24 protein-coding genes are annotated in these 24,563 nt (G+C 70.5%); 8 read left to right on the top strand and 16 right to left on the bottom strand.

Features of this window, described 5'->3' with window-relative positions:
- From E1294_RS07895 to E1294_RS07875, 5 genes are all read right to left on the bottom strand, one after another.
- A partial coding sequence (locus E1294_RS07895; protein WP_132506275.1) for a protein kinase family protein occupies window positions 1-740 on the bottom strand: 740 nt, incomplete at its 3' end.
- Between the two features lie 428 nt (window positions 741-1,168).
- Window positions 1,169-2,017: an aldo/keto reductase gene (locus tag E1294_RS07890; protein ID WP_132506273.1), complete on the bottom strand. Its 849-nt coding sequence runs from the start codon at window positions 2,015-2,017 to the stop codon at window positions 1,169-1,171.
- Window positions 2,014-2,925: a nitroreductase gene (locus E1294_RS07885; RefSeq protein WP_220447612.1), complete on the bottom strand. Its 912-nt coding sequence runs from the start codon at window positions 2,923-2,925 to the stop codon at window positions 2,014-2,016. Before E1294_RS07885 ends, E1294_RS07890 begins: the two co-directional genes overlap by 4 nt.
- Window positions 2,926-3,046: 121 nt before the next feature.
- The gene (locus E1294_RS07880) at window positions 3,047-3,532 is read right to left on the bottom strand and encodes a MarR family winged helix-turn-helix transcriptional regulator (protein ID WP_132506271.1); all 486 of its coding nucleotides are present in this window, start codon (window positions 3,530-3,532) and stop codon (window positions 3,047-3,049) included.
- Window positions 3,533-3,676: 144 nt separating this feature from the next.
- Complete coding sequence (locus E1294_RS07875; RefSeq protein ID WP_246082873.1) at window positions 3,677-4,471, bottom strand: SDR family oxidoreductase; 795 nt, start codon at window positions 4,469-4,471, stop codon at window positions 3,677-3,679.
- Window positions 4,472-4,477: 6 nt separating this feature from the next.
- Between E1294_RS07875 and E1294_RS07870 the strand changes: the two genes are divergently transcribed.
- Window positions 4,478-5,476, top strand: coding sequence for an RNA polymerase sigma-70 factor (locus E1294_RS07870; protein ID WP_342775024.1), 999 nt, complete (start codon window positions 4,478-4,480; stop codon window positions 5,474-5,476).
- A gap of 2 nt (window positions 5,477-5,478) precedes the next feature.
- Here E1294_RS07870 and E1294_RS07865 read toward each other — a convergent pair whose 3' ends face one another.
- Window positions 5,479-6,378 (bottom strand): LysR family transcriptional regulator, encoded by a 900-nt coding sequence (locus E1294_RS07865; protein WP_132506267.1) that lies wholly within the window; start codon window positions 6,376-6,378, stop codon window positions 5,479-5,481.
- Window positions 6,379-6,457: 79 nt separating this feature from the next.
- Between E1294_RS07865 and E1294_RS07860 the strand changes: the two genes are divergently transcribed.
- Both E1294_RS07860 and E1294_RS07855 read left to right on the top strand, forming a co-directional pair.
- Complete coding sequence (locus tag E1294_RS07860) at window positions 6,458-7,720, top strand: MFS transporter (protein ID WP_246082872.1); 1,263 nt, start codon at window positions 6,458-6,460, stop codon at window positions 7,718-7,720.
- 30 nt (window positions 7,721-7,750) lie between these two features.
- Window positions 7,751-8,635, top strand: coding sequence for an SDR family oxidoreductase (locus E1294_RS07855; RefSeq protein WP_132506265.1), 885 nt, complete (start codon window positions 7,751-7,753; stop codon window positions 8,633-8,635).
- Between the two features lie 36 nt (window positions 8,636-8,671).
- Here the strand turns inward: E1294_RS07855 and E1294_RS07850 are convergent, their stop codons facing one another.
- Together E1294_RS07850 and E1294_RS07845 are read right to left on the bottom strand one after the other, a co-directional pair.
- The gene (locus E1294_RS07850; RefSeq protein WP_132506263.1) at window positions 8,672-11,461 is read right to left on the bottom strand and encodes a heparinase II/III family protein; all 2,790 of its coding nucleotides are present in this window, start codon (window positions 11,459-11,461) and stop codon (window positions 8,672-8,674) included.
- A 113-nt stretch (window positions 11,462-11,574) separates the two neighbouring features.
- Complete coding sequence (locus tag E1294_RS07845) at window positions 11,575-12,384, bottom strand: SAM-dependent methyltransferase (RefSeq protein ID WP_132506261.1); 810 nt, start codon at window positions 12,382-12,384, stop codon at window positions 11,575-11,577.
- A gap of 339 nt (window positions 12,385-12,723) precedes the next feature.
- Between E1294_RS07845 and E1294_RS07840 the strand changes: the two genes are divergently transcribed.
- Window positions 12,724-13,302, top strand: coding sequence for an NADPH-dependent FMN reductase (locus E1294_RS07840; protein ID WP_132506259.1), 579 nt, complete (start codon window positions 12,724-12,726; stop codon window positions 13,300-13,302).
- A 41-nt stretch (window positions 13,303-13,343) separates the two neighbouring features.
- Here E1294_RS07840 and E1294_RS07835 read toward each other — a convergent pair whose 3' ends face one another.
- A complete protein-coding gene (locus tag E1294_RS07835; RefSeq protein WP_132506257.1) occupies window positions 13,344-14,699 on the bottom strand; it encodes an MFS transporter in 1,356 nt (451 codons plus the stop codon).
- Window positions 14,700-14,786: 87 nt separating this feature from the next.
- Here E1294_RS07835 and E1294_RS07830 point away from each other — a divergent pair, with 87 nt between their 5' ends.
- A complete protein-coding gene (locus E1294_RS07830) occupies window positions 14,787-15,467 on the top strand; it encodes a TetR/AcrR family transcriptional regulator (RefSeq protein WP_132506255.1) in 681 nt (226 codons plus the stop codon).
- A gap of 159 nt (window positions 15,468-15,626) precedes the next feature.
- Here E1294_RS07830 and E1294_RS07825 read toward each other — a convergent pair whose 3' ends face one another.
- The 6 genes from E1294_RS07825 to E1294_RS07800 all read right to left on the bottom strand — a co-directional run bounded on the left by E1294_RS07825 (window position 15,627) and on the right by E1294_RS07800 (window position 19,614).
- A complete protein-coding gene (locus tag E1294_RS07825; RefSeq protein WP_132506253.1) occupies window positions 15,627-16,448 on the bottom strand; it encodes an NmrA family NAD(P)-binding protein in 822 nt (273 codons plus the stop codon).
- Window positions 16,449-16,514: 66 nt separating this feature from the next.
- Window positions 16,515-17,369, bottom strand: coding sequence for an alpha/beta hydrolase (locus E1294_RS07820; protein ID WP_132506251.1), 855 nt, complete (start codon window positions 17,367-17,369; stop codon window positions 16,515-16,517).
- 48 nt (window positions 17,370-17,417) lie between these two features.
- Window positions 17,418-17,882, bottom strand: coding sequence for an MFS transporter (locus tag E1294_RS07815; RefSeq protein ID WP_132506249.1), 465 nt, complete (start codon window positions 17,880-17,882; stop codon window positions 17,418-17,420).
- Window positions 17,861-18,622 (bottom strand): MFS transporter, encoded by a 762-nt coding sequence (locus E1294_RS07810; RefSeq protein WP_165977152.1) that lies wholly within the window; start codon window positions 18,620-18,622, stop codon window positions 17,861-17,863. The genes E1294_RS07815 and E1294_RS07810 overlap by 22 nt, the downstream gene beginning before the upstream one ends.
- Window positions 18,623-18,645: 23 nt before the next feature.
- A complete protein-coding gene (locus E1294_RS57065) occupies window positions 18,646-18,960 on the bottom strand; it encodes an MFS transporter (protein ID WP_132506245.1) in 315 nt (104 codons plus the stop codon).
- A gap of 60 nt (window positions 18,961-19,020) precedes the next feature.
- A complete protein-coding gene (locus E1294_RS07800) occupies window positions 19,021-19,614 on the bottom strand; it encodes a TetR/AcrR family transcriptional regulator (RefSeq protein ID WP_132506243.1) in 594 nt (197 codons plus the stop codon).
- Window positions 19,615-19,691: 77 nt separating this feature from the next.
- Here E1294_RS07800 and E1294_RS07795 point away from each other — a divergent pair, with 77 nt between their 5' ends.
- Window positions 19,692-21,269 carry an MFS transporter gene (locus tag E1294_RS07795; protein ID WP_132506241.1) on the top strand — a complete coding sequence of 526 codons (1,578 nt, stop codon included), beginning with the start codon at window positions 19,692-19,694 and terminating at the stop codon, window positions 21,267-21,269.
- A 72-nt stretch (window positions 21,270-21,341) separates the two neighbouring features.
- Window positions 21,342-22,523: an FAD-dependent monooxygenase gene (locus E1294_RS07790; protein ID WP_132506239.1), complete on the top strand. Its 1,182-nt coding sequence runs from the start codon at window positions 21,342-21,344 to the stop codon at window positions 22,521-22,523.
- 27 nt (window positions 22,524-22,550) lie between these two features.
- Here E1294_RS07790 and E1294_RS54375 read toward each other — a convergent pair whose 3' ends face one another.
- Window positions 22,551-23,369, bottom strand: a complete 819-nt coding sequence (locus E1294_RS54375; RefSeq protein ID WP_220447611.1) for a DUF4387 family protein — start codon at window positions 23,367-23,369, stop codon at window positions 22,551-22,553.
- A gap of 282 nt (window positions 23,370-23,651) precedes the next feature.
- Between E1294_RS54375 and E1294_RS07775 the strand changes: the two genes are divergently transcribed.
- On the top strand, window positions 23,652-24,257 hold the full coding sequence (locus E1294_RS07775) for a flavodoxin family protein (RefSeq protein ID WP_132506237.1): 606 nt from the start codon (window positions 23,652-23,654) through the stop codon (window positions 24,255-24,257).
- Window positions 24,258-24,563 lie beyond the last annotated feature (306 nt).

The following is a 24,563-nucleotide window of genomic DNA, read 5'->3' as shown; positions in this document are numbered from 1 at the left end:
GCGTGTGGGGGCGCCATGGGGGCGCCGCGCAGGGCGGCGACGACCTCGTCCAGTCCGGGACGGGCAGCCGGGTTGGCGTCCACGGCGGCGGACACGAGCCCGCGCAGCGGTCCGTCCAGCGCGTCGAGGTCCTCGGCGGCCGGCGACGGGTTGCCGCTCGCGGCGCACGCCACGATCCGGCCCCACGTGTAGACCTCGGCGGCCTGCGACGGCTCCTGCTCAGGCGCGATGTACTCGGGTCGGGGGGCGGCAAGGGGAGCGGTGACCGCCGGGCCGAAGTCGGTGATCCGCAGCCCTTCAGGCCCGAGGATCACTCCGTCGGGGGTGAGGCCGCTACGGCGTACCCCCGCCTGGTAGATCGCGTGCAGCCCGGCCGCGATCTCGCCCGCCATGCGCCACAGCCCGGGTCCGGCGAAGGGGCCGCGCTCCAGCGCCTGGCCCAGCGTCTCGCCCTCGACATGCGCGCGCACCACGTACGGCCGCGCCGCGCGGACGTCGCCGCCCAGGACGCCGGCGACGAACGGCGAGCCGACCCTGCGGGACGCGGCGAGGTCGCGCTCCAGCCCGGGCAGCGCGGCGGCGTCGAAGGCCGCTTCGGCGGACGTGTCCGCGGCGAAGGTCCTGACGACGACCTGCCGCCCGGCCGGCGTGCGCGCCAGATAGATGACCGCGTCGCCGTCCTGCCCGAGCTCCGCGATGAGCGTGTTCCCGCCGATCTGCTCCTCAGATGGCGTGCCCACGATCCCTCCCCACTCGATGTGCCGACACGAGCTGATGATCCCGGTCACGACTTGCGAGCGGCTTAACGGACGATCACGCCCGAAATATGACCAGGCAAGGGCCCCGCCGGATCCTCCGCGTCACGGCGGTGGACGGTCGGGGCGCCGAGCCGGTCGAAGGCGTCGAACGCGGCCTGCAGGGGTTCGCGGGCGCCGGGCCTGCCGGGCCGATCCTGGGGTTGCTGCCGGGCGGGGGTCGGCGTGCGCGTGAAGGGTGCCCGAGAAGCACGGCGACGCCTCCGAAAGTTCCGCGGCGACGCCGTGCCGGCCTCGACGGTCCGGCTGACCGACGAACTGGGGGCTCACCTCCGGGACAGCATCACGTCCGCTGGGTCCGGTTGCCGGTGTCCGACAGTCAGTTCGGGGAACGCTTCCGGCGCTTCGGGGATTCAGGCGAGGTCGGCGAGGTCTTCCTCGGTGAGGGTGATGGCTCGGGCGGCGAGGTTGGCTTCCAGATGGGCCACAGAGCTGGTGCCGGGGATGGCCAGGGTGACGGGGGACATCGACAGGAGCCATGCGAGGGCGATCTGGTGGGCGGTGGCGCTGTGGCGTCCGGCGACCTTGGCCACGGCGGGGTGCGTGATATCGGTCCTCCCGCCGCCGAGAGGGAAGAAGGGAACGAAGGCGATGCCGGCTTGGGTACAGGTGTCCAGGATGGCTGCCTCGTCCCGGCCGGCGATGTGGAAGTGGTTCTGGACGGCTGCGACGGGAGCGATCGTGCGGGCCTCGGCGAGGTGGTGGGCGTCGACGTTGCTGACGCCCAGGTGGCGGATCAGGCCTTCTTCGCGCAGGGCGGCGAGTGTCTCGAAGCGTTCGGCGAGTGATTCGCCGTGTGGCGGTGTCGTGGTGCCGATGCGGAGGTAGACCAGGTCGAGGCGGTCGAGGCCGAGACTCTGGAGGTTGGCTTCCACCTGGGGCCGGAGATCGGCGGAGGTGCCTTGGCTGAGACCGCTGGGGGTGGGGATGGGACCGACTTTGGTGGCGATGATGAGGTTGTCCGGGTAGGGGGCGAGGGCTTCGCGGATCAGGGTGTTGGCGTGTACGGAGCCGTCCTGGCCGCGGTAGAAGTCGGCGGTGTCGATGTGGTTGACGCCGAGTTCGACGGCGCGGCGCAGGACGGCGCGGCCGGACTCGGGATCGCGGGCGGGTTCGCCCGGACGGGATTGGGGCAGGCGCATGGCGCCGAAGCCGAGCCGGTTGGTCGTCAGGTCGCCGCCGAGGGCAAACTGGCTGGTCATGTCTCTCCAAGTGCTGTGATGTGGTTTCTCTGGGAAGGCCAAGCCGGCCTCCCCCTGGCGGGGTCCGGCGTGGCTCGCTGGAGCGGATGTGCGCTGTCCTGCCCTGCTCGTACGCGTGGATCGACCGCGGCGGCGCGCTGGAGCGGCGTCCGCGCTCGACGGGTCGAGACCGTGGCCGGCACCGGCCGGCGACGACCGCTCCAGGGGATCCCCTGGAGCGTGCCGCACGCGATCGCCGGGCCGGAACTGTCGACGAACGTGACCGTCTCCTCGAGCGGCGCGCGCCCCGTACGGACGTGGTCCACCGTGACGTCCTCGAAGCCGACGGAGATGCCGCAGAAGAGGATGAGCTCGTCCGGAGGGTGCAGGACCTCCGCGACGGTCTTGCGATACACCGACCACGCCATCTGCGGGCAGCTGTGCAGCCCCTCGGCTCGGAGCAGCAACATGACGGTCTGCAGATACATGCCGAGGTCGGCCCATTGGGGCGGCCCCATGTCGCGGTCGATGTAGCAGAACAGGGCGGCGGGCGCGCCGAAGCAGTCCCAGTTCTCGGCCGCGGCCCTCTGGCGCGCCTCCCAGTCGTCGCGTTCGATCCCGAGCGCGCCGTAGCGTTCCCGGCCGAAGGCGGAGCGGCGCTCGCGGTAGGGGGACTTCAGCGCGGGAGGGTACATCTCGTACTCCCGCTCGTCCCACGGGTCGCCGGCGGCCACGCGCTCGCCGGCGCGCTTCTTGATCTCGGCGAGCGGCTCGCCGGTCACCACGTAGACGTGCCACGGCTGAAGATTCGACCCGGACGGCGCCCAGGCGGCGGCTGACAACACGCGTTTCAGCGCCTCCAGCGGGACGGGCTGGTCGGTGAATCCGCGCACCGCCCGCCGGCTCGTGACCGTCTCATAGACATCCATGATCGTCACTACCTCGCCCTCTTGGGTTACATCTACGATCGTATCAAATGATATAGTATCATTCAATACGATTCTGGGAGAGCGATAGCCCATCTCGTGGGGCAGTGGCGCGCAGGCTTGTCTACGCCTTTCCGTCCTTGGGGTAGGCGATCCGGGTCAGCAGCTCCTTCAACTGCTCGGCCTCGCCGGGCTCCAGATCGGCGACCAGGCGCTCGGCCGGCGGCTCCGCCGCGACATGGGCGGCGTCGAAAAGCTCGACGCCCTGCGGTGTGATCTCCACCGCCCGCACCCGCCGGTCGCCCGGAACCGCCTTGCGTACGGCCAGCCCCTTGCGCTCCAGGTCGTCCACGACCCGCATGATCCCGGCCTTGTCCGCCCCTGTCGCCGCCGCCAGGTCACGCTGCACCGTGGGCCCGCGGTTCATCAGCACGATCAGCACGGCGAAATGCCGCAACTCGATGCCGAGCGGTCGAAGTGCCTCCGACATCACCGTGCCCGCACGCCAGTGCGCCTGGCGGAGGAGCAGGCCGAGGGCGAAAGGTGAGGTATCCCCGGGGCGGTCGGTCGCGCGCGAGGTGGTGGCTCTGTGGGGAACGTCGGCGGTCACGGCACCATGGTAACCGAATATCGTTGTACCTGAAACAGTATCAATCGATATTAAATAGGGTCCGGTGAACGCTCAGCCGCTGACCTGAACGCTCCATGACCACCGACGCGGCACCTCACTGGCGCCCGGGCGAGCGCGCCGCCGTCACCAGGCTATGGGGCCGAGGCGATCGACGAAGATCCCCGTCGGCCCTTCGGCCCCGACCATCGCGAGCCTGAGGATCGAGTCGGTGCCCTCGGTGACCGTCAGCTCGCCGGTGTGGAAGTTCATGTCGGTGGCGGCGAATTTGCGGTTGGCGACCTCTCCGGGTGTGGCGACGTTGAACTTGATCTCAGGGAGCGCCTGGGCGTACCGGACGGTGATCATGTTGAGAGCCGCCTTCGACGAGCTGTAGGCGAGCTCGTGGATCTTCGAGGAGGGCTGCTCCGGATCGGTCACGACCGTGAAGGAGCCGACACCGCTGGACACCATCACCACCCGCGGACAGTCCGCCTCCCGCAGCAGGGGGAGGAACGCGTGCGTGACCCTGATCGGCCCGTACACGTTGGTGTCGTAGACGGAGTGGATCTCGTCGACCGTCGCGTCCGCCGGCGCGATCGCCCTTCCTGACGCGCCGGCGTTGTTGATCAGCACATCCAGCCGGTCGGTGTGCTGCCGGACGAGCCGTACGGCGTCGGCCACCGACATGTCCGAGGTCACGTCCAGCGGGACCATGACCACGTTCACGCCGCCGGCGGTGAGCTTATCGGCGGCCGCCCGTCCCCGGCCCTCGTCGCGCGAGCCGAGGAAGATCGTCCACCCCTGCTCCCCGAGCCGCCGGGCCGCTTCGAAACCGAGTCCCTTGTTGCCTCCGGTGATCAGCACCGAGGTCTGTTCCGCGTTCGTCATGCCCTCTGAGACGATGTGGCCCGCGCGGTTGTGACACGTGAGCGATCTCATGCCGCGATGTCACAGATCGGCCGGCTCTCTCGTCTCATGTACGAGGCCCCCATGCCGAAGCCGAACACGAACTGGACTGGAATGACGCGAGAACAGGAATTCGAAGAGCTGCGACCGCTGCTGTTCTCGATCTCTTACCGGATCCTGGGCAGCGTGACCGAGGCGGAGGACGCCGTACAGGAGACCTGGCTGCGCTACGCGACCGCCTCGTCGCAACCGCGGTCCACCAAGGCCTTCCTCTCGGCGACGGTCACCAGGATCTCGATCGACGTGCTGCGTTCCGCCCGGGTCCGCCGGGAGGAGTACGTCGGGCCGTGGTTCCCCGAACCGCTGCTCGCCGACCCCTACGAGGACCCGGAACGCTCCGCGGAGCTGGCCGACTCGGTGTCGATGGCGGCGCTGCTCCTGCTGGAGCGGCTCAGCCCGCTCGAACGTGCCGTCTTCGTGCTCAGGGACGTGTTCAGGTTCGAGTTCGCGGAGGTCGCCTCGGCAGTGGGCCGTTCGGAGGCGGCCTGCCGGCAGCTCGTGTCGCGGGCACGCCGTCACATGCAGGAGGGACAACCCCGGTTCGAGACCGACCGGAGGAAACGCGAGGAGCTCGCCGGGCGATTCTTCGACGCGCTCAAGGAAGGGGACGTCGACAGGCTGCGCGAGCTGCTCTCCGCCGACGTTCAGCTGGTCAACGACGGCGGCGGCAAGGTCGGAGGCCCGCGCCGCGTCTCCGGCATGGACAAGGTCGTCAGGGTGCTGGCCGCCGCCGTGCCGTCGTTCATCACCCGGATCGGCGCCGTGGTGGAGCCTCTCGACGTCAACGGCCAGCCGGGCGCGATCGTCCGTGACCGCGACGGCAGGATCATCACCGCCTGGACTCTCGACATCCTCGACGAACACATCCAGACCATTCGCTCTTTGGTCAACCCGGACAAGCTCGGGCACCTGGGCCCCGTCGCGGACGCCGGCACGATCGTCCGCGAACACAAGCAGGCTCGCCGGCGACCGACATGACGTCACGCGTCCGGCGATCCTGACGGTTCGGTTGCCGAGATGCCCAGGGTGGCCAGGAACGCCGCGGCGGCAGGGGACGGAGCGAAACGACTCCAGATCAGGTGCTCCATGCGGGCAGGGGCGTCGCGAAGCTGGAGGACGGGCAGACTGGGGAGCTCGGAGACGAAGGCGGCGGGCAGCATCACGATGCCCAGGCCCTGCCGGACCAGGCGAGCCATGAAGTCCACATTCGTCACCTCGAAGGCGACCTCGCGCCGGACCCCGGCGGCCGTGAACGCCTCGTCCGATTGGGCCCGTGCGGCGGTGCCCGGGGGGAAGTCGACGAACGGCTCATCCGACAGCTGACGCAGGTCCACGCGTTCGTCGTCCGCCAGCGGGTGTCCTGGCGGCACCACGGCGACGAGTTCACCGCGCCCCAGCTCGCGGCCGCGGACGCCCTGGGGCCGCGGGCCCAGCGGCAGCCCAAGGAACGCGGCGTCCAGGGTGCCCTGCCGCACGCGTTCGGTCAGCTCCTCGCTCGCGCCGGAGCGGAGGGTGATGCGCACCTGCCGATGCCGCACGTGGAAGTGCTTGAGCGCGGTCGGGAGATCGACCGCCGCGACGGTGGGGATGGCGCCGATGGCGAGCCGGCCCCGGATCTCCCCGGAGGCGGCCGCCACCTCGGCGCGGGCTCGTTCGGCGGCGTCGAGAGCCTGGCGTGCCGCAGGGAGGAACGCCGCGCCGGCGGGGGTCAGCCGGACGCGACGGCTGGTGCGGTCGAACAGCTTGGCGCCCAGCTCGCGTTCGAGCCGTGCGATCTGGTGGCTCAGCGCTGACTGGACGACCAGGCACTGCTCGGCGGCGCGGGTGAAGTTGCTCGTCTCCGCGACGGCGACGACATAGCGCATCTGTTGCAGCTCCATGAATCAATCTTCATCCACGATCGGTCCGATGACAACAATGCATTGGACTCATGAATCCCCTCTCGCCGAGGCTTGGGGCATGACGGGGACGAGACCTCACACGGACGGCGGCGTGTCGCGCCGGCTGCTGATGCTCATGTCGGTGGCGACCGGGTTGGCGGTCGCGGGAAACTACTTCGCACAGCCGCTGCTCGACCTGATCGGCAGGGAACTGCGGGTCGGGCCGTCGGCGGTGGCGCTGGTCGTGACCGCCGCACAGGGTGGTTACGCGCTGGGGCTGATCCTGCTGGTGCCGCTCGGCGACCTGGTGGAGCGGCGGCGGCTGGCGGTGGCGCTCTACGCGGCGACCGCGGTGTTCCTGCTGGTGTCGGCCACCGCGCCCAACGGCACCATGCTCCTGGTCAGCACCGCGCTGACCGCGCTGACCTCGGTCGGAGCGCAGGTGGTGGTCCCGTTCGCGGCGACGCTGGCCGACCCGGCCGAGCGCGGCCGGGTGGTCGGCACGGTGATGACCGGGCTGATGCTCGGCCTGCTGCTGGCGCGGACCGCGTCCGGAGCACTGTCGGAACTGGGCGGGTGGCGGACGGTCTACTGGGTCAACGCGGTCCTGATGGCGCTGATGGCGCTGTTGCTGCACACCTTCCTGCCCCGGCTCGGCGGAGACGGCGGGCGCCTGACCTACTGGGGGCTGCTGCGCTCGACGGTCGCGATGTTCCGGTACGAACCGCTGCTGCGGTGGAGGGCCGGCCTCGGTGCCCTGAGCCTCGCCTCGTTCAGCGTGCTGTGGACGGCGCTGACCTTCCTGCTCGTACGGTCGCCGTACGGCTGGTCGGAGTCGGCCATCGGACTGTTCGGCCTGGTCGGTGCCGTGGGCGCGCTCACGGCCACGGTGGCCGGGCGGCTGGCCGACCGCGGGCACGTCCAGGTGGTGACCGGCGCGGGGACGGTCCTGCTGCTGGCGTCCTGGTCGGCGGTCGCGGCGGGGGCGAGCGCGCTGGTCTGGCTGCTCGTCGGCGTGATCGTGGTCGACCTGGCGCATCAGGCGGTGCTCAACAGCAGCCAGAACGTCCTCTACGCGCTCAGGCCCGAAGCCCGCAACCGGATCAACTCCGCCTTCCTGACCGCCTTCTTCGTCGGGGGCGCCGCGGGGTCCGCGCTGGCTTCGCTGGCCTGGGCGCACGGCGGCTGGACCGGGGTGTGCGTCCTGGGCGCCACGCTCTCTGCCGGGACCGTCGTGCTCTGGGTCCTGGAGCGCATCACGGTCAACCGGGCGGCGGGAAAGCTTTCGAAGACCTCCGTACACCAGGGACACGACCCGGCGCCGGCCGCCTCAGCCGACTGAACCATGCCGTCACCAAGGGAGAGGAAGAGCGTGTCCCGCAGCGTGCTGCTCACCGGAGCCACCGGAACCGTGTCCACCGCGCTGATGAAAGCGCTGGAAGGAGCCGATGTGGACCTTCGTGCTCTCGTCAGGGAAGGGTCGAAAGCGCAGGGCCTGCGCGAGCGGGACGTCGAGGTCTTCGTCGGCGACCTCGACGACGCCGGGTCGCTGCCGCCCGCCTTCGAGGGCGTCCAGGACGTCTGGCTGCTCACCCCGAACGGCCCGCGCGCTCCGGAGCACAACATGAACGCCGTGTGGGCCGCGCGCCAGGCCGGTGTGGAGCGCATCGTCCGCCTGTCCGTCGTCGGTGCCGCGCACGACGCGCCCAACCGCAGCGGCAGGCTGCACGCGCTGTCCGACCAGGAGACCGAACGCTGCGGCCTGCGCTGGACGATCCTGCGTCCGCACTGGTTCATGCAGAACCTGCTGAACGAGGCGGGCGACATCTCCGCCACCGGCGCGTTCTCGCTGAACATGGCATCCGCGCGGATCGGCATGATCGACGTACGCGACATCGCCGCGTGTGCCGCCCGGGTGCTCCTCGACGACCCGGGCCGCCACCACGGCCGGACGTACACCCTCACCGGTCCGCGCTCGGTGACGTTCGGCGAGGTCGCCGGCCAAGCGAGCCTCGCCCTCGGCAGGTCCATCGCGTACCTGCCGGTCAGCGACGACACCAGACGCGCGACACTCCTCGGCTACGGCGTTCCGCAATGGATCGTCGACATGCTCGAGGAGTACGCGCAGGCGTACGCCCGCGGCTGGGGGGACTTCACCACCGGTACGGTCGCCGACCTGCTCGGCCGGCCCCCGCGCGACATCGCCGGCTTCGTACGCGACCACGCCGCGGCGTTCACCTCGGCCGGCGGCGCCTGACCTCGCGCGCCGCCGGCGTCAGGCGAATATGGCCGATCAACGTGCTGCCGCCGCGTAGATGAGCCGGCCGTCCCGGTGGAAGGGCACCGGCGTGCCGTTGAGCACGACCTTGGCGGCGTCCGGCGCGGCGATCGCGATGGCCTGTGCCGGATCGGCGCTCGCCGTCAATCCGCTGCCGTCGATGCGTACGGTGCCGTCCGCGCCGACCTCCACGGCCAGGTCCTTCACCGGCTCCGGTGACGTGACCAGGATCGCGCCGTCAAGCTCGATCGACGTGCCGTCGACCATCACGATCGACTGGCTCGCGGCGCCGGTCCGGGCGTAGAGCAGCTTCCCGTCGAAGGTGTACGACCCGAACGAGCGCGATGCCCGCGTCGTCCATGACTTGTAGTACACCGCGTCGCCCCGCTCGCCGAGCCTCAGTCCCAGCGCGGTCGCCTGGTGCGTCGGGGTGGAGCCGACCGGGATGCGCTCCACCGCCACGGAAGGGTCTGCCGCTCCCCGGGACGGCAGCAGGAGGGTGTCGAAGGTCGTCCTGCCCGCGGCCGTCTTGACATAGGACGCGTATTCGGCGTCCTCCACCCGGTACATGGCCGGGGCGTAGGAGCCGTCCCTCAACGAGGCGGAGAGCTTGCCCGGGTCGGCGGGCACGACGCTGATGTTCCCGCCGTCGCCGAAGGCCGTGGTCGCCGCCTTCTGCCCGGACCTGAGTGAGGGGCTCGCCTCCGAGGAGAAGTGCCAGTTCTGCTCGTAGCGGTGCGCCGCGTCGTCCGCCGGCCTCAACCGGTCGGAGACCACCCACAGGCCCGAGGACAGGGACAGGACGGACCGTTCGTGCAGCGCCCCCTGGGAGGCTTCGGTGTGCGCGCCGATCAGGTCGAAGGCCGGGTTGGCGACCATGTGGGTGATCGCCCCGGCGGCCGTCGAGTCCTGCGCCCTGTTGTCGATCTCGATGGTGTTGTGCGCCTCCGTGCTCTTCCGCAGCCACTGCGCGCGCGGGTCCGAGCTGTAGTTGAACGTCCCCATGTCGGGCAGCAGCGGCCTGCCGTACGCGTAGGCGGTGATCCCCATCTCGTCGGCGTGGCTGTGACTGCCGCGATCGGCATTGAGCCGCAGGTAGGAATCCTCGGGGGCCCAGCCGGACCTGGACACCGCCACCCGGGTGTCGGGATACAACGACGAGGTGTGCGCGGGCTCCTGCCCCGAGGCGCCGGAGGTGCCGACATGGATCAGCTCCTCGTCGCCGAGCAGCTCTCCCAGCCTCCTGAGGGTCGAGCGCACGTCCTTGGGCTCGCTGTCGCCGTACACGGGGCCGTAGCCGTTGGGGAAGGTCTGGTCCATGAGGAAACGGGCCAGCTTGCGGAGCTTGGCCTTGGTCGTGGTGCTGAACTCGATCCCGTGCTCCCGCATGAACAGCGCGATGTCCACGTACTGGGAGGCGTAGGAGCGGGCGTACCCGTCCGTCGCCTCCCAGTAGCCCCCGTCGGGATAGGTGGAGTCGTGGAGCTGTCCCTCCAGAGAGGAGACCGCGTTGGCGCGCCACTTCGGCGCCCTGAAGAACTCCGGGAAGTACACGGCGGTGTGCAGCAGCGCGACCTTCTGGGTCTGCTTCCAGTTGGGGGCGCCCTGCACGCTCTCCTCAAGGTGCACCCCGGACCTGTTCAGTGCCTTGAGGATCTCGGTGTTGGCCTCGGGCGTCAGCGACGGGCTCTTGCGCAGGATCTCGTACGCCGCGATCCAGTTCTGCACGCGGCGCGCCACGGACAGACTGTTCGGGTACGATCCCGCCCCCTCGTCGGGATCGTAGGCGTCGGCGTCATTGACGAAGTCGGTCATCAGGTCGATAAGAGCTCGGGCGTGCTTCTCGTCACCGGTCTCCTGGTAGGCCACCGCCAGTGGCCCGGCGAAGAAAAAGCGGGGCAGCTGCACCAGATATTCCTTGTCGGCCCCCGCCGGCTGCTTCCAGTCGAAACCTCCCGGGTCGCCCTGCCAGGAGTAGGTGTACTGCACGGTGTTGGACCAGGTGCGGGAGTCCTCGGTGAAGGTGTCGCCGTTGCCGTACAGCATGACGTCCTTCTTCGCGTTGGCCGAGCCGGTCAGCGACAGCTCGGCCTTCGTCACCTTGGGCAGGCCGGCGAGGTCGAACTGCAGGTACGCCTTCCGCGTCGCCGCGCTGAACGGGCCCGTGCCCTGGTCGCTGACCTGCATCACGTACTTGTCGCCGTACTCGGTGCCAGGGTGGCCCGCCCAGATGTAGGTGTCGTGCGACGGATGGAGGGTCTTCACCGAGCCGTCGGCCAGCGTCAGCCGGAGCGTGGGCTTGCCCGAGCTCTTCTCCCCGCTGTCGAAGCGCGCGATCGCCGGGTCCTTGTAGCGGCTCATCAGGAAGAATCCGGTCCTGCCGCCGGTGACGCTGCTCGTCACGTCGGCCGTGACCGTCGACTCCTCCGGGCCGACCGTCAGCGTCTTGAGGTAGACCTCGCCGCTGTCCAGCGTCCAGATGTGGTCGGGTGTCAGCTCCAGGACGCCCGGCCAGGCGGTGTGCGAGAAGCGGCCCGCCGACGCGGCCGGACGCGCGCGGTAGTAGTCGAGCAACCTCCGCTTGGCCAGGGCGTAGTCACCGGCCTTGACGGCGCTCTGCACGCGCTCAAGGCCCGCGTGGGCGTAGGAGAACCGCGGCCCCACTTCCCAGGCGCCGTCGCTCCACCTGCCGAAGAACTCCACATCCGACAGGGAGTCCGCGGTGGCCTGCGGACCCAGCACGAGCAGCGGAGCGGCCAGGGTCAACGCGGCGAACGTCCTGGTCCAGGACCTGTTGAGAGACACGCCCGCAAGAGTAGGAGCACCCGGTATAGCGCGAGTATGTCGATGATCTGAGCTTGGCCCCCACCCGCGTCGCCCGATGCTGGACGGGCGGGCGGTGGCGGGACGGGCGGTGCCTACGCCTTGTGGACGACCCCGCACCACTGGTCGACTTCGGCCGGCAGGCTGCCGTCCCACTCCGGCTCGGGACGCCACCGCGAGCAGGAGACCCAGCCCGGCTCCACCATGTCGTAGCCCGCGAAGAACTCGGCGATCCGCTCGGGGGTGCGCAGCTTCAGCTTCGGCTGGGCGTCGATGTTCCACACGCGCACCGCCTCGGCCGTGGTCTCGCCGTTGACCGCTGTGGTGGTGTTGGCCACCGCCACGTAGCTCCCGGACGGCACCGCGGCCATCAGCTCGTCGACGATCCGCTGCAGCTCGTCGTCGTCGCTGATGAAGTGCATGATGCCCAGCAGCATGATCGCCACCGGCTGGGTGAAGTCCAGCGTCTTGGCCGCTTCGCGCAGGATGAAGGACGGGTCGCGCGCGTCGGCGTCGATGTAGGCGGTGGCGCCCTCCTCCGAACTGGTCAACAGGGCTCGCGCGTGCACCAGCACCAGCGGGTCGTTGTCGACGTACACGACCCGCGTTTTGGGAGCGATCTGCTGCGCGACCTCATGCGTGTTGTCCTGGGTGGGCAGCCCGGTGCCGATGTCGAGAAACTGCCGGATGCCCGCTTCGGCGGCCAGAAAGCGTACGGCCCGCCCCAGGAACAGCCGGTCGGCCCGCGCGAGCTCGACCACCACCGGGAAGATCTTCTTGACCCGGTCACCGACCTTCCGATCGACGGGAAAATGATCCTTGCCGCCCAACCAGTAGTTCCAGATCCGTGCCGTGTGGGGCACGTGCGGCTGGAGTTTGTGTTCACTCGGGCTCTCGTCAGCCATGATCAATCCTTCTACGGGCCAGAAATGCCGAATGCCCAGTCTAGGCGTACTTCGGGATCTTCGTGCGTGCCCGGGAGCGAGCTCAAGAACGCCCGCGACGGCCAGGTCGCTCCGGTCATGGCTGGAGTACGACCCGCCGAAGTGCCGCCCAGTGGGCTGTGGGACGGCCTGGTGGGTCGCATGTCGTGACGTAGCCGCTCGGCCGTCGGCCATGGAGTTCTCGTCGGCACCGGGCACGCGAGGAATTGCGGAGCGAATCGCTCCGGGCTAGTGTGGCGCTTAATCGGAGCAATTCGCTCCGATTATGTGGCGAGTCACGACCGAAGGGAATGACGACTCATGATCAATGTCGCGATCATCATCGGGAGCACGCGCCCCGGGCGTAATGGGGAGGCGGTGGCCCGCTGGATCCACGACCTCGCCGCGGAACGCGACGACGCCCGGTTCGAGCTCGTGGACCTCAAGGACTTCGGCCTGCCGCACCTCGATGAGGCGATGCCGCCCGCGATGGGCCGCTACGACCTTCCCCACACGAGGAAATGGGCCGACAAGATCGCCTCCTTCGATGCCTACGTGTTCGTCACGCCCGAGTACAACCACTCGATCTCCGGCGCGTTGAAGGACGCCATCGACTTCCTCTATGGCGAGTGGCACAACAAGGCGGCCGGATTCGTCGGCTACGGGAGCCTGGGCGGAGCGCGGGCGGTGGAGCACCTGCGCCTGATCATGGGCGAGTTGAAGGTGGCCGGCGTGGGTGCCCAGGTCGCCCTGTTCCTGAGCAGCGACTTCGAGAACTTCAGCACGTTCAACCCGGCGGCCCACCAGACGCGCGCCGCCACCGCCATGCTGGACGAGGTCGTCGCCTGGGGCGGCGCGCTGAAGGAACTGCGCGCCGGCGGTGCGCCGGCCCATACGTGACGGACGTCCCCCTCCTGGGCGCCCTGCGCTCCTGCGGCCGGTCATCTCGCGCCGCCGAGCGGCTGATCGATCTCGTCGCGAGGGAGGCGGGCGAGCGTGACGGCCAGTACGGCGACCACCATGGGGACGATGCCCGCCACCAGAAAGATCCACTGGTTTCCCCAGGCGGCCGCCGCCGGCCCGGCCAGCGCCATCGACAGGGGAGCCGTGCTGAGCGAGACGAAGAAGTCGAGGCTGGAGACCCGGCCGAGCATGGCGGGCGGCACCCGGCGTTGCAGGAGTGTCCCCCAGATCACCATGGCGCCGGAGGTCAGGGCGCCGTGGACGAAAAGCGCGGCCATCATGATCCACAGCTGGTCGGTCGACCCGAGCGCGAGGAGTGGAAGGCAGCCCGCGGCCCAGGCCAGCAGCATGACCGACAGGTAGCGGCGGGGGAGGGGCAGTGCGGACATCGCGAGCGAGCCGACCACCCCGCCGAGGCCCCGGCTGGCGAGGGCGAGCGCGAACTCCTGCGGTCCGCCCATTCCCTGGTCGCGGACGACGAACGGCAGCAGGACCTGGACCGGCCCGTTGGTGACCAGGACGAACATGACGGCGAATGCGAGCGTCGCGATCAGCCACGGCGTCGAGAGAAGGTAGGCGAACCCCGCGCCGAGGTCGCCCACCGCCGACCGGACCTGACGACCTGCGCGCGCCATGGTCCCGTGTGTCTCCGGCTCGTGTGTCTCCGGCCCGCGTACGGCGGTCTCGCGCGGCTCGAACCGGCGTATGCCGATCGCGCACGCCGCAGCGAGGAGATGCGCGCCGGCGATTCCTGCCAGGGCCATGCTCGGCGCGAAGAGACTGATCAGCGCGCCGGCGGCGGCGGGCCCGACCGCGTGCGTCAGCGTCGGTCTCAGCATGCTTTCGATCCCGTTGGCCGCGAGCAGGTCGTCCTCGGCGACCGCGGCGGGAACGAGCGCCGAGTAGGCGGGGTAGAAGAATCCGTCCGCGATCCCGAGGACCGCGGCGACCGCGATGAGCTGTGCGGGAGTGAGCAGGCCCATGGCTCCGGCGACCGCGGCCGAGCCGACGGCCACCGCCTTGGCGATCTGGGTGATCAGGATGATGCGCCGCCGGGACGCGCGGTCGGCGACGACACCTCCTAGTAGGGCCGTCGCGACCAGCCCGATGCCGCTCGCGGCAGCGATCAGGGAGAGCTCGGACGGGCCCGCCCCGATCGCGATCACCTGCCACGCCACCGTGACCGACCACATGCCGCTGCCGGCCAGGCTCAGGGCGAGCGAGGTCGCGAGAAGCCGGTAATGACCCGTCCGGAACGGCCGGAGCGGCCGGGGGAGCCGGCCGCGCCGGGGTGCCGGCTCGCTGTCCTCGCGATCGGATGTGCTGGTGGCCATGGTGTCCCCTTCGATTGCGGAGTGATTCGCTCCGCATCGAACCATAGACGCGGAGCGAACCACTCCGCAAATGGGTAGAATGCCGCCATGACGGCTTCGCGTTCATGGCGCAGCAAGGAGGTCGCCAGAAACGACCGGGCGTTGCTGAGGGCGGCCCGCGAGGTGCTGGCGGTGGACGGCGCGCACGCGTCGGTGGCCGCGATCGCGGCTCGGGCCGGCGTCGGAGTGGGCTCGCTCTACCGGCGCTACCGCACGAAACAGGAGCTGTTCCAGCGACTGTGCCTGATCGCCCTGCGGGAATACCTCGACGCGGCGAACGAAGGCCTGGCCATGGACGATCCGTGGGCGGGCCTGATCCACTACGCGATGGCGTCGATCCGGTCGGGCCCGGGCTCGCTGGCGCCGGTGGCCGGCACCTTCGACGTCACCGACGAGATGACCGAGCTGGCGGAGAGGGGCGATCGTGCGGTGGCCGAGCTCGTCGAACGCGCGCACCGGGCCGGGGCGCTCCGAGCCGGGGTGACCGCGGTCGACCTCGAACTGCTCATCGAGCAGCTCTCGAAGTCCCCCCTGCAGGAGCAACTGCAGCGCCAGGGCCGGATCGAGCTGTACGACGCCGCGCTGAACGCGCGAGAGCGCATCATCACCGCCGCGCTCGACGGCCTCCGGGCCGCACCAGCGGGGCCGCTGCCGGGCCAGGCCCCTGGATACGAGCTGTTCACCAGGAGATGGGCGCCACCGGAGGACGGGCAGCCGGCCTCTGAGTGAAGGAGCCGGCGCCTCGGGCACCGCGCGTTCTTCGACGATGCCCGAGGCGCCGGCTCTGCGTGTCGGCCTTGCGCGTCGGCTCTGCGCGTCGGCCTTTGTGTGTCGACTCCGCGCGCCGACTCCGCGCGCCGACTCCGCGCGCCGACCCTGTGCGCAGGGTCAGCGCGCCGGCTCTTTGAAGCGGTCCGCGTGCTCGGCCGTCCACTGGGCGAACGTGCGCGCCGGCCGGCCGAGCACCCGCTCGACCGTGTCGTCAACGGTCGTGGCGGCATCGTCGGGAGTGGCGTACCAGCCGACGACGTATTCGGCGTCCTCACGGGACACCCCGGTGGCCGTCAGCCTCTCGACGGCCTGTTCATGCGTGATCGGGACGAGAACGATGTCGCGGCCGACGGCCCGCGACAACATCGCGATCCGCTCGCGCGTGGTCAGCGTCTGCGGCCCGGTGAGGTTGTAGGCACGCCCCGCATGGCCGTCGTCGAGCAGGGCGACCGCCGCCACCGCCGCTATGTCGGCCTCGTGGATGATCGCGCTGGGAGAGTCGTACGGCTCGCGCACGACCCCCTCGGCCCGGATGGACTCGATCCAGCCCAACGTGTTGGACATGAACTCCTGCGCTTCCAGGCGTGTCCACTCCACACCCGACTCCGCCACGGCCTGTTCGACCGGCCCCACGCCACCGCCCCACAGCACGGTGATGCGCCGTACACCCGCGTCGACCGCACGCCGTACCAGCTCGGGCCCGGCCTCGGCGAGCCCCGCCGTCACCGTGATGTGCAAGCGGCTGACGCCATCGAGTGCGGCGTCCAGCTTCTCCGGTGCGGTGTGCGTGCCCTCTGTCAGTTCCGCCTCGGACGGCAACCTTCCCGCGGCCGCCGCCGGATTCCGCGTCAGCGCTCGAACGCGCTCTCCCCGGCGGATCAGCTCCGCCACCACGTGCCGGCCGGTGTTCCCGGTGGCACCCGTAACCAGTGTCGTCACGTTGAGCTCCTCTCCTTGATGGGGATGCTAGAAGCTCGACTTAACTTGAGGTCAAGGCGGAAGGCGTCAGCCCGAGCGCGTGGCGAGGCCGTGCAGGATGTCGACGACCTCCTGGGAGCGTGGCGCGAAGTGCGGGACGTCCACGGTGTGCACGTCGAAGGGGTTGCCGGGGGTGAGCCGGTCCGCCTCGGCGATCCACCGGTCCTGCAGTTCAGGGGGGAGGAACCGGTTCTGGGCGAAGCGGATGAAGGTGCGCGGGACCCGGCCCCAGGTGTCCGGGTTCCCGCGTGCGTCGGTGACGACCAGGCTCGCGGGCTCGTCGGGCTGGAGCTGGTTCCGAAGGGCGCGGACTTCGGCGTCGGAGCAGGTGTGGGCGTTGAGCGCCTTGAAGGCCGCGTGCTGCCGGGGGTCGTCGCGGGCCCAGTTGATCCTGATCACGCCGAGCCGCTCGATCATGTCGCGGAGGTCGACCATCTCACTGAAGGCCCGGTGCTCTTCGGTCTCGATCGCGCCCGGGGTGTAGGCGGACATGGTCGGCAGGTCGGTGCAGCAGAACGCGCTGAGGTAGACGAGACGGGCGAGCAGGTCCGGCACGCGGTTGGCGACCAGGTTGAGGATGACCCCGGCGGAGGCGTGGCCGGCCAGGATGACCGGGCCGTTGGGGTGGGCCCGCCGGACGATGTCCTCGACGTGCGCCACCATGTCGTCCGAGGTGATCGAGGCCGTCGGCGAGGGTTCGGTGGCGAGGGCTTCGAGGTCCTGCGAGAAGTAGGAGCCGGGGATGTGGGCGTCGGTCCCGTGGCCGGGCAGGTCGACCGCGAGCGCGCGGTGCCCGCGCAGCGCCAGCTCCTGCGTCGTCCATGCCCAGTACTGCGCCGATGCGTAGTTGCCGTGGACGAAAACGAAGGTCGGCTGTGGCATTTCCTGGAGATTCCTTTCGGATGGTGATCGGACGTTCGGTTTCGGCGGTCAGCCGGTGATCACGGGCTCTCTGTCCGGCGCCGCTCCGGCCGGGTGATCGCGGTGGGCGTTGCGCAGGAACACCGGGACGGCGAGGGCCAGCGCGGCGATGACGATCGCGGCGGCCACCATCGCGGTGCGCATGCCGGAGGCGAACGCGTCGCGGGCGGCCGCGAGCAGCGCGGCGGCCGGCTCCTCTGACAGCCGTCCTGCCTCACGGACCGCGCCGCTGAGCGACTGCGCCGCGGCGCCGGCGGTGCCGGGCGTGGATTCGAGGATCAGCGCGCGATACACGGACGCGCCGATCGTGCCGAGGAGCGCGACCCCGCAGGCGGCGCCGAGCTTCTGGCCGGTCTCCGACAACCCGGACACCGCGCCCACCCGCTCGGGCGGGGCCATGGTGACGACCAGGCTGGTGGTCGTCGACAGCGTCACGGTGACGCCCAGGCCCATCAGGACGCTGCCCGTGGCCACGTGGCCGGGCCCGGACCCGGTCTCGACCGTGCCGAGGACGGCCAGGCCCGCGGCGGCGAGGGCGAGACCGCCGCCCGCCAGGAAGGCCGGGCGTACGCGCCGCGCGAGTGCGGCGGCGCTGAGCGCTCCTGCCATGCCCGCCGCCGCGCCGGGCAGTGCCACAGGCCGGCGTGCAGCGGCGGCAGGCCCGCGACGAGCTGGAGATACTGCGAGTTGAACAGGCCCGCGCCGAGCAGGGCGAAGGAGCCGGCGAAACCGGTGCCGACCGCCACGCCGAACGCCGGACGGGCGAAGAGTGTCACGTCGACCATCGGATCGGGGTGGCGGCGCTGCCGTGCGACGAGCATCGTGCCGAGCGCAAGACCTGCGGCGATGGACGCGACGGGGACCGGCGCGACGCCCCCGGCGGCGATGGACTTGGCGCCGTAGATCGTGGCGAGCGTGGCCGCCAGGGCCAGCCCGGCGCCGGGCACGTCGATCCGTCGGCGGCGGCGCGCGCGGAACTCCGGCAGGACCATCGGCGCCAGGACCAGCAGGAGCGCCATCACCGGGACGTTCACCAGGAAGACGGCGCCCCACCATGCGTACTGCACGAGCGCGCCGGCCAGGAGCGGTCCGAGGCCCGCGCCGACGGCGGAGCCCGCGGTCCACACGCCGATGGCGACCCTGCGCTGCCCCTGATCGGTGAACAACCGGCGGATGAACGCGAGAGTCGCCGGCATCAGCGTGGCGCCGGCCACGCCGAGCAGCGCCCGCGCGCCGATCAGCGTGGCGGCGGTGGGGGGTGGGCGGCGACGGCCGAGGCCACGCCGAAGCAGGCGGCTCCGGCGAGCAGCAGCCGGCGGCAGCCGATCCGGTCGCCCAGGGCCCCCATGGGGATGAGCAGCCCCGCCACCACGAACGTGTAGATGTCGACGATCCACAGCAGCTCGGTGCCGCTGGGCGCGAGGCCGACGCTGAGCGGCGGCAGCGCGAGGTAGAGGACGGTGACGTCCATCGACACCAGCAGGACCGGCAGCACGAGCACGGCCAGTCCCGTCCACTCGCGCCGACCCGCGCGACCTCCTGCTTGCTCCACGCTCAGTGATAGTACATCTGTCTCACATGAGCGTCTAGTACGAGCGTCTCAGAAGCTCGATCAGCCGGGAGCGGACTCCCTCTGCCCACCGGACGCGATGGTCCGCACCGCGAGGGCGAGGTCCTTGCCGGAGGGGACGCCGGCCGGGTCGGTCATCCACTGCACGATCAGGCCGTTCATCAGCAGGTAGTAGAGCGTGGCGACGGCTCGCGCCGACGCGTTGTCGACGTCGTCCTCGGCCTGCCGGTAGCGGTGGGTGAACTCGTCGATGGCTTCGGCCTGGGCCTGGGCGAACGTTTCCCGCAGCTCCGGCACGTGCGAGAGCTGGCCGAGGTTCTCCATGGCGGCGACGATGACCTGCCGGTGTTGCGGAAAGGAGTCGATCATGTGGCTCCAGGTCGCCTCGAACCGCTCGGTCGCGTCCTCCTTGGAGGCGGCGGCGCGCAGGGCACGGCCGAACTCCTCGCCCAGTCCTTCCGCGGTCGCATCGTAGAGCGCCGCGTTGAGCAGCTGTTCCTTCGAGCCGAAGTGATAGCCGATGGCGGCGAGGCTGGTCCCCGCCGCGGCCGCGATGTCGCGAGCCGTGGTGCGCGCGTACCCCTTCTCGAGCAGGCAGCGCTTGGCTCCGGCGAGCAAGTCTTCACGGTTACCCATACCCGCAGACCCTATCAAACGGAAGTCTGAGACAATGTCTTGCACGTTTGTCTTAGACGTTTATATGGTGGCGAGGCATGAGACAGCTCAACACCACAGCAACAGGCAGAGAACGGGTGGGCCTGGCCGTCCTCCTCCTCGTGTGCACGCTGGCCGGCGTGGACCTGGGAGCCAACCTCCTAGCCGTGAACGAGCTCACTCGCCGGCTCGACATGAGCGCCACGCAGAAGTTGTGGGTTCAGGACGTCTACACGTTCGTCATGGCGGGCCTCCTGGTCGCCATGGGAGGGCTGGGCGACAGGATCGGCCGCCGCCGGCTGCTGATGCTGGGCGCCGCCGGCTTCGCCACGGCGTCACTCGTCGCGGCGTTCGCCACGTCCGCAGATCTGCTCATCGCCGCCCGTGCCGCGCTCGGCGTGGCAGGGGCGACCCTGATGCCCTCCACGCTCGGGCTCATCCGGGGCATGTTCCACGTGCCCGAGCAGCGCAGGGCCGCCATCGCCGCGACCGTGGCGGGCGTCACCGTCGGCTCCGCCGTGGGCCCGCTCATCGGCGGTGTGCTGCTGGCCGTCACGACCCGGCCGACGTCGGTCTACCTGATCAGCGTGCCCGGCATGATCGCGCTGCTCGTCCTCGGACGGTTCCTGCTGCCGGAGATCCGCAACCCCGACGCGCCGCCGTTCGACCTCGTCAGCGCCGCACTGTCGGTGGGTGCCGTGTTCCCTGTGGTGTACGGGCTCAAGACCATGACGGGGTCGGGCATCGGCCTCCTGCCCATCGCCGCCGTGCTCGCGGGCGGCGCGTTCGCCGCCGCGTTCGTGGCCCGGCAGTTGACCCTGCCCAGGCCCCTCATCGACCTGTGGCTGCTGCGGCACCCCACCTTCGGCGCCGCGATCGTGCTCAACCTGCTCGTCATGTTCGTCCTGATGGGCTTCTCGCCCCTGCTGATGGAGTACCTGCAGGCGGGCGCGGGCCTCGACCCGGCGGTGGCGGGCGTGGTCCAGATCGCCTCGCCGGTGGTCATGGTGCTCGCGATCACGGGCGCCACGCTGCTCGCCAGGCGCGGCCTGCGTACGGGCACCCTGATGATCGGGGGCTTCGCCGTGGCGACCCTGGGCATGGTGGCCCTCACTCAGGTCACGGCAGGGACCGGAGCGCTGCTCGTCATGGTCGGGGCCAGCCTGCTCGCCGCCGGCGCCGGAGTGGCGACCGCGCTGGTCGCCGACACGATGGTCGCCACCGCGCCCCAGCAGAAGGCGGCGGCCGCCGGCGCGCTGTCGGAGACGGGCAAGGAACTCGGCTCCGCGCTCGGCATGGCCGTGCTGGGCTCCATCGGGGCCGCCGCCTACAGCATGCGCATGGACGCCACGGCTCCTGAGGCAGTCCCGGCCACGGCGCTCGACGCGGCCCGCGAGACCATCGGCGCCGCTCTGGCTACGGCCGCCGAACTCCCCGGCGGCGTAGGCGCGGCGCTGGCAGAGGCCGCGCGGCAGGCGTCCGCGCAGGCGATCAACGTCGTCGGGGTGGCCGGCGCGGTCGCCCTGATCGCCGGAGCCGTCATCGCCGCCGCCTCCATGCGCCGCACCCCGCGCCACGCCGCACCCGCGACGGCCGAACCCTCGACCGGCCGTCTCTCCCCCAACGGCCGCCGCTGACGCGCCCAGCCCGCCACCCTGCAGGCGCTCATCGACCGCAAACGACGACACCCCGAAGAAAGCGAGACGACAATGCGCAACCAGACCATCCTCATCTCCGGCGGCGGCATCGCCGGACCGGCGCTGGCCTTCTGGCTACGGCGCTTCGGATTCACCCCGACCGTGGTGGAACGGGCCCCCAAGCTCCGGGACGGAGGCCAGGCAGTCGACTTCCGCGGCGCCGCCCTGGAAGTGACCCGGCGCATGGGCCTCCACGACGCCATCCACCGGGCGCGCACCGCGATGGGCGCGGTCAGCTACGTCGACGCCAGGGGCCGGCACCGGGCGACGTTGCCGGCCGAGATCATGAGCGGCGAGGTGGAGATCCTCCGCGGCGACCTCGTGCACATCCTGCACAACGCCACGCGCGACGACACCGAGTACATCTTCGGCGACTCGATCGCCGCGCTGGACACCAACGATCATGGCGTCCAGGTGACCTTCGCCTCAGGCGTGGCCCGCACCTTCGATCTCGTCGTCGGCGCCGACGGGCTGCACTCCAACGTGCGGTCCCTGGCCTTCGGCGACGAGTCGCAGTTCAGCCGCTACCTGGGCTACCACCTGTCGATCTTCACCGTGCCCAACTTCCTCGGCCTCGAATACACCGGGCACTTCTACAACGTGCCGGGCAAGCTCGCGGGCATGTACAGCGCCCGGGACAACACCGAGGCCCGCGCCCTGTTCTACTTCGCCTCGCCGCCGCTCGCCTACGACCACCGCAACGACGAGCAGCAGAAGAAGATCCTGGAGCAGACGTTCGCCGGGGAGGCGTGGGAGACGGGCCGGCTGCTGAAGGAGATGTGGAACGCCCCCGACTTCTACTTCGACTCCACCACCCAGATCCGGCTGCCCTCCTACTCACGCGGCCGCGTCACCCTGCTCGGCGACGCCGGATACTGCGCGTCCACCCTGTCCGGCGGCGGCAGCGGCCTGGCCGTGGTCGGGGCGTACGTGCTGGCGGGCGAGCTGGCGCGCGCCCACGGCGACCACGACGTCGCCTTCGCCGGCTACGAGTCGCGGATGCGCGGCTACGTCGCCGCCAACATGAAGCTGGCCGAGGGCTCGGGAACCTGGCTCGTCCCGCCGTCCGACACCTGGATCCGGATGCGGAACCTCAACTACCGGCTGCTGCCGTACATGCCGTGGAAGGGCCTCATCACCAAGACGGCGAGCCAGGCCGCGAACGCCATCGACCTCGAGGACTACGGTCCGTGACCCGCGAGCACACGGGGCCCGCGCCCGTCACGCGGGCACGAGCGCCGCCAAGGGGACGTGGTGCTGGCCCGCGTGGACATCCCGATCGCGCAGGCTGCCCTGGGCGACGGGCCGGGGATACGAGATCTTCACGACGTTGAGTGCGGGGATGCGGAAGATCTGGATGTCCGCCGGGTCGAGGTCGTACAGCCGCGCGATGACCTCCTCGTTGATGAAGCCCTCGTCGGCGACGGTCGCGTAGCCTCGGCGTCGCGCATGAAGAGCTCCATGGTGACCCAGAACGGGCCGGCGTTCTTGGAACGGACCTCCAGCGGACCGCGCTCGCTCTCGGCCGGCGAGGTGGCGAAGGCCAGGCTGGGCAGGTGATCCATGTCGGGGGTCGGGAGATGGAGCATCAGCGGGTTCGCGATCTTGGCGACGGCGGTGGCGGTGGCCTGGTCCGGGGCGTTGACCAGCATCATCACTCCGACCTCCCGAGGTGGCCCGGCCGCTGGATCGATGGCCCAGCACGGCGTTGTACCCGTACGGACGGATGTCCACGGCGTATTCGGAAGGTCCGAGGCCCAGTGTCTGCCGCACGCGCCCGGCGAGGATCTCGCGCAGCAGCGCGACCCACTCCTCGATCTGGGCGAGGATGTGCGGGTCCCGGATCGCGGTGAAGGACATGGTCTCGTAGCCGGTGACGCGGGCCCCTTCGAGTTTGATCGTGTGCTGGTCGGCGGGCTCGAAGCGGGAGCCTTCGACGCGGACGCGGCGGTCGTCCAGCGCGGTGTAGGTCGCGTCGGTGACCACCAGCGTGCCCGCGGGCTCCCGCATCCGGAACGGGTCGACGGTCTCGTAGAGCATGTGGGCGCAACGAGGCGGTGAACGCGTGCGCGGCCAACCCGGTGCTGATTCGGCTCCTTGAACAGTCGCAGGTCTTCTCCACGTCCGAGCGCCGGGCCCTGCGCCTCGAAAAGATCGCCGAGGACGACCGCTTCGGGCTGGACCGCTACGCCACGCACCGCGCCCTGGTGCGCGCCCGGGGGCACAGCCGATTCCCCCGCCGGCGGATCGGTCCGTTTACTTTCCTGATCGCGGGTATGGGCATGAGCCCGAACGAGTCGATCAGCGCGCGGAGGTCGCCGCATGCGAGCCGTTGTCGTCAACTGCACCCTCAAGCCGGCCCCCGAACCGTCGAACACGGGCGCGCTGGCCGACGTCGTCGCCGGCGAGCTGCGGGAGCGCGGAGTCGAGATCGAGACCTACCGGGCGGTGGACGAGAACATCCTGCCGGGGGTGCAGACCGACATGGGGAACGGTGACGGATGGCCGCGGATCCACCGGAGCCTGCTCGGCTCCGAGATCCTCATCGTCGCCACCCCCACCTGGGTGGGGCATCCGTCGTCGCTGGCCCAGCGGGTGATCGAACGGATGGACGCCATGTTGTCGGAGACCGGCGACGACGGGCGTCCGGTGGCCTACAACCGGGTGGCCGGAGTCGTGGTCACCGGGAACGAGGACGGCGCCCACCACGTGATCAGCGAGATCGCCGGCGCGCTGGGCGACATCGGCTACACCGTCCCCGGCCAGGCCTGGACCTACTGGCACCTCGGCCCTGGCCCTGGCCCCAACTACATGGACTCCGAGAAAGGGCGCGACTGGTCCCACAGGACGGGCCGCGCCATGGCGTGCAACCTGCACGCCGTCGCCCAGGCCCTGGCCGCCAAGCCGGTGCCGCCCCCGCCGGGCTAGGGCCTGTAGGGTCCGGGCAGGTCATCGTTCGCGGGCGAGCCGTTCTGATAGCCCGATCTTAGCTGTCACACAGCCCTTCAGTGGGCTCGTTTCATCGTGAAGCCGCAGGTCAGGGTGCTGGTGTGATCGGGTAAGGGCGGGCGTGCTCGTGCTGGTGGCGCGCCCAGCTCCTCGCCGCCCGTGAGGCTTGTGTACACGAAGGATGTTTCCCGGGACATTGGGGATCTTGACCGGCGCAACCGGGCAGGAGCGTGACGACGACCCGGTCCTGCCCTAGGAGGCTGAGGCCGCCCTGCCGGGCGGGAA

The organism is Nonomuraea diastatica, from assembly GCF_004349015.1.
Lineage (GTDB): Bacteria > Actinomycetota > Actinomycetes > Streptosporangiales > Streptosporangiaceae > Nonomuraea > Nonomuraea diastatica.
The sequence above is the reverse complement of the archived record's forward strand: the minus strand, read 5'-3'. Positions and strand labels throughout refer to the sequence as shown.

Bases quoted from the DNA above. Each gene is read 5' to 3' on its own strand.
- E1294_RS07800 (WP_132506243.1), bottom strand. From the start codon at position 19,614: ATGGGTAACCGTGAAGACTTGCTCGCCGGAGCCAAGCGCTGCCTGCTC.
- E1294_RS07860 (WP_246082872.1), top strand. From the start codon at position 6,458: ATGACGGGGACGAGACCTCACACGGACGGCGGCGTGTCGCGCCGGCTG.
- E1294_RS07840 (WP_132506259.1), top strand. From the start codon at position 12,724: ATGATCAATGTCGCGATCATCATCGGGAGCACGCGCCCCGGGCGTAAT.
- E1294_RS54375 (WP_220447611.1), bottom strand. From the start codon at position 23,369: ATGCTCTACGAGACCGTCGACCCGTTCCGGATGCGGGAGCCCGCGGGC.
- E1294_RS07845 (WP_132506261.1), bottom strand. From the start codon at position 12,384: ATGGCTGACGAGAGCCCGAGTGAACACAAACTCCAGCCGCACGTGCCC.
- E1294_RS07835 (WP_132506257.1), bottom strand. From the start codon at position 14,699: ATGGCCACCAGCACATCCGATCGCGAGGACAGCGAGCCGGCACCCCGG.
- E1294_RS07795 (WP_132506241.1), top strand. From the start codon at position 19,692: ATGAGACAGCTCAACACCACAGCAACAGGCAGAGAACGGGTGGGCCTG.
- E1294_RS07820 (WP_132506251.1), bottom strand. From the start codon at position 17,369: ATGCCACAGCCGACCTTCGTTTTCGTCCACGGCAACTACGCATCGGCG.
- E1294_RS07890 (WP_132506273.1), bottom strand. From the start codon at position 2,017: ATGACCAGCCAGTTTGCCCTCGGCGGCGACCTGACGACCAACCGGCTC.
- E1294_RS07870 (WP_342775024.1), top strand. From the start codon at position 4,478: ATGTCACAGATCGGCCGGCTCTCTCGTCTCATGTACGAGGCCCCCATG.
- E1294_RS07790 (WP_132506239.1), top strand. From the start codon at position 21,342: ATGCGCAACCAGACCATCCTCATCTCCGGCGGCGGCATCGCCGGACCG.
- E1294_RS07775 (WP_132506237.1), top strand. From the start codon at position 23,652: ATGCGAGCCGTTGTCGTCAACTGCACCCTCAAGCCGGCCCCCGAACCG.
- E1294_RS07875 (WP_246082873.1), bottom strand. From the start codon at position 4,471: ATGAGATCGCTCACGTGTCACAACCGCGCGGGCCACATCGTCTCAGAG.
- E1294_RS07885 (WP_220447612.1), bottom strand. From the start codon at position 2,925: ATGGATGTCTATGAGACGGTCACGAGCCGGCGGGCGGTGCGCGGATTC.
- E1294_RS07830 (WP_132506255.1), top strand. From the start codon at position 14,787: ATGACGGCTTCGCGTTCATGGCGCAGCAAGGAGGTCGCCAGAAACGAC.
- E1294_RS07865 (WP_132506267.1), bottom strand. From the start codon at position 6,378: ATGGAGCTGCAACAGATGCGCTATGTCGTCGCCGTCGCGGAGACGAGC.